The 4071-nt window shown below is 43.5% G+C and carries 3 protein-coding genes; 1 reads left to right on the forward strand and 2 read right to left on the reverse strand.

Annotation, left to right across the window (positions count from 1 at the left end; genetic code table 11):
* Nucleotides 1-258: 258 nt before the first annotated feature.
* Entirely contained in the window at nt 259-696 is a 438-nt protein-coding gene (locus SMIDD26_RS09675) for a CoA-binding protein (RefSeq protein WP_061439965.1), read from the reverse strand.
* Between the two features lie 84 nt (nt 697-780).
* Nucleotides 781-3414: a DNA polymerase I gene (gene polA / locus SMIDD26_RS09680; RefSeq protein WP_061439978.1), complete on the reverse strand. Its 2634-nt coding sequence runs from the start codon at nt 3412-3414 to the stop codon at nt 781-783.
* Between the two features lie 147 nt (nt 3415-3561).
* On the opposite strand from polA, the gene SMIDD26_RS09685 reads away from it, so the two are divergent.
* The coding region (locus tag SMIDD26_RS09685; protein ID WP_246747022.1) for an Rpn family recombination-promoting nuclease/putative transposase at nt 3562-4071 on the forward strand (510 nt) is incomplete at its 3' end.

The following is a 4071-nucleotide window of genomic DNA, read 5'->3' on the forward strand; positions in this document are numbered from 1 at the left end:
AAATCCATTGTTCTCGGAGCCGTCTGCTGGATTGCCATCATCCTCACCAGTCTCGGGATGCAGACCCTTATCGGCATTTTCTAATACTCTTCGAAAATCTCTTCAAACCACGTCAACGTCGCCTTGCCGTGTATATGTGACTGACTTCGTCAGTCTTATCTACAACCTCAAAACTGTGTTTTGAGTAGCCTGCGGCTAGTTTCCTCTTTGATTTTCATTGAGTATAACACAAAAGGTAGCCCACCAGCTACCTTTTTCTTATGCTTCCTCAATCAAGCGAGTGTGTTCTCTCTTGATACAACGATTCATCACGATGTCATCACATCCACCAGCACGCAAGATTTCTTCCGCCTCTAGACTTTCAAGTCCCAGCTGTGCCCAAAAAATCTTAGCATCAGCCTTTAGAAAATCACGCGCCACATCAGGCAAAAACTCGCTGCGACGGTAAACATTGACAATATCTACAGGAAAAGGAATCTCTGCTAGACTAGCATAAGCCTTTTCACCCAAGATTTCTCCATCTGCCGCCTTGGGATTGACTGGGATAATTTTATAACCCCGAGCCTGCATTTCCTTGGTCACTCGATTGCTGGTTGTTTCCTCACGGTCTGACAAGCCCACTACAGCAAGGGTTTTACTCGTTGCGAGATACTGACGAATCACACCATCACTTGGATTGATAAATTCTTGACTCATAGAAATCCTCCTTTTTCATCAGTATAGCACATTTTGAAAAGGCTTGCAAAATTCTACTACAAAAAAGGAAGACTAGCTCCCTTTTTATTTAGCCTCGTACCATGTTACCCCTTCATTTTCATCTGCGATAAGAGGGACACTGAGTTGAATGGCTTCTTCCATGGTTTGTTTGACCAATTTTTTCATCTCTGACAATTCAGATTTAGGAACTTCAAGGACGATTTCATCATGCACTTGCAGAAGCATCTTAGTCTGATAACCACCTGTAACCAAGGCCTTATCTAGCTGAATCATAGCAATCTTGAGAATATCTGCTGCCGAACCCTGGATAGGAGAGTTGATAGCCGTCCTCTCTGCGAAACCACGAATGTTAAAGTTACGCGAATTGATATCTGGCAACTCACGACGACGCTTGAAGAGGGTCTCCACATAGCCCTTATCACGCGCCTCACGCACCACTTCATCCATGTAGTTTTTAATACCTGGGAAGCGTTCAAAGTAGGTATCAATGTAGGCTTTGGCCTCCTTACGGCTAATGCCCAGATTATTAGACAAACCAAAGTCTGAAATCCCGTAAACCACTCCAAAGTTAACCGCCTTGGCATTGCGACGGTCGTTTACAGTCACATCCTCAGGACGTTCAATGCCAAAGACCCGCATGGCTGTCGAAGTATGGATATCTGCCCCCTCTTGGAAGGCCTTAATCAAGTGCTCATCCTTAGAGATATGCGCCAAAACGCGCAATTCAATCTGTGAATAGTCCGAGCTGAGAAGGACACTATCCTCCCACTCTGGCACAAAAGCCTTACGAATGAGACGGCCCTGCTCCAAACGCACAGGAATGTTTTGCAAGTTTGGATCCACACTAGACAAACGCCCAGTCTGGGTCAAATCCTGAACATAGCGAGTATGAATCTTACCATCAGCCAAAATCCAGTCCTGCAAGCCAATCACATAAGTCGATTGAATCTTAGCAATCTGACGGTAATCGAGGATTTTCTTAACAATCGGAGCAATAGGAGCCAAGCGTTCCAAGACATCCACGGCTGTCGAATAACCTGTCTTGGTTTTCTTAGTGTATTCTAGAGGAAGAGCCAATTTTTCAAAGAGCAGTACCCCCAACTGCTTAGGCGAGTTGATATTAAACTCCTCACCAGCCAGCTCATAAATCTCTTGAGTCAGTTTTTCAATGACAAGCTCATTTTCAGCCTGCATCTCAAGCAAGGTCTCTTTCTTGACCCTAATCCCAGCAATTTCCATCTTGGCAAGGACAAAGGCTAGAGGTTGCTCTATATCATAAAGAAGCTCTAATTGTCCATTTTCGCTGAGTTTTTCAAGCAAAATAGGCTCTGTTTCGACCAAAACGGCAAGCTTACGAACCAAATGCTCCAAGAATTTCTCGCGTTCAGGAATGGCCTTCTTGACTCCCTTACCATAGAAAGTCTCATCATCAACCAAATAAGTCTGACCATAAAGACTAGCGATGGTCGCAATTTCATTGTCCTCCACAGTCGAAAGGAGGTATTTAGCCAAACGGCTGTCAAAAGCAGGCGCCTGCAAATCCACACCAAAACGATGCAAGAGAACTTTAGCTTTCTTAAAGTCATAAACTCTCAAAGGTGTTTTTTCTAAGAAGTCCTTGAAAATAGGCTCTTGCAAAAGTTCAAGCTTATCTGTAGCATAGAGCTTTTCCCCACAAGACCAGGCAAATCCAACCAAATCATCCGTATGGTAATTCTCACCAAAAAGCTCAAAGTGGAAGATAGACTCCTCACTCAACATATCTTGACTGACTTGGTCAACGATAGTAAAGTCCAAACTCTCAGCCACATCAGCTGACGACACATTTAAAGCCTGTTTGAGCTGTTTGAAGCCCATCTCATCGTAGAATTTCCCAAGATTTTCCACATCTGGACCACTATAGACCAAATCCTCCAAACCAATCTCAATCGGTGCCTTGGTATCAATGGTCGCCAGTGTTTTCGACAAAAAAGCCTGTTCCTTATCATTGATGAGATTTTCCTTCATCTTAGAAGCCTTCATCCCATCGATATTTTCATAAATCCCCTCAAGCGAGCCATGCTCCAGCAAGAGCTTGATACCCGTCTTTTCACCGATTTTGGTCACCCCAGGGATATTATCCGACTTATCACCCATGAGCGCCTTGAGATCGATAAACTGAGTCGGTGTAATGCCCATCTTTTCCATAAGATATTCTGGCGTAAAGGCCTCAAACTCAGCCACACCTTTCTTGGAAATTTCAACCACCGTATGCTCATCCGTCAGCTGAATCAAGTCCTTGTCCCCACTGACAATGGTAATATCAAAACCATCCTGCTCTGCTAGTTTATCCAGTGTCCCAATGATGTCATCCGCCTCATACTGAGCCAACTCATAATGACGAATCCCCATATGATCCAGCAACTCACGAATAAAGGGAAATTGCTCACGAAACTCATCAGGAGTCTTAGCCCGACCACCCTTATAGTCCGCATACATCTCTGTACGGAAGGTCGTCTTTCCCGCATCAAAAGCCACCAAGATATGACTCGGCTCAACCCGTTCCAACAAATGGCTCAACATCAACTGGAAACCATAAATCGCATTGGTATGCAAACCAGCCGCATTCTTAAAACGGTCCAACTGTTGATAGAGCGCAAAAAACGCCCGAAAAGCAACAGAAGACCCATCAATCAATAATAATTTTTTCTTATCCATACACCCATTATAAAGGAAAGCACCAAAAAATACCATTGGAAAGAGCCATACCCAATATTTTTCATACTTTTTCCGAATAAATAGATAGAAGCAGTGAATCTAGTGAGCCTAGATTTAAAACTATGGTATAATAAAAGGAGGAAATAGATGATTCTCAGACATCCGGGCATTAGCCCAACCAATGACTTGGTTGCTAAGAAAATCTTTAGCAATCCAGAAATCACTTGTCAATTTATCCGCGATATGCTGGACTTGCCAGCCAAAAATGTGACGATTTTGGAGGGAAGTAACATTCACGTCTTGCCTTCCATGCCCTACTCAGCGCAGGATTTTTATACCAGTATAGATGTTTTAGCTGAACTAGATAATGGCACTCAAGTAATCATTGAGATTCAAGTACATCATCAGAATTTTTTCATCAATCGCCTGTGGGCTTATTTGTGCAGTCAGGTCAATCAAAACCTAGAAAAAATTCGTCAACGTGAAGATGATACCCACCAGAGTTACAAGCACATCGCCCCCGTTTATGCCATTGCAATTGTGGACAGCAACTACTTCTCAGATGACTTGGCTTTTCACAGTTTCAGTATGCGCGAGGACACGACGGGTGAAGTCTTAACCATCACAAACAATGGACAAGAAAACCATCTAGTCAAG

The organism is Streptococcus mitis (genome assembly GCF_001579035.1).
Lineage (GTDB): Bacteria > Bacillota > Bacilli > Lactobacillales > Streptococcaceae > Streptococcus > Streptococcus mitis_J.

Coding starts and splice junctions, on each gene's coding strand:
- SMIDD26_RS09675 (WP_061439965.1), bottom strand. CDS start 696: ATGAGTCAAGAATTTATCAATCCAAGTGATGGTGTGATTCGTCAGTAT.
- polA (WP_061439978.1), bottom strand. CDS start 3,414: ATGGATAAGAAAAAATTATTATTGATTGATGGGTCTTCTGTTGCTTTT.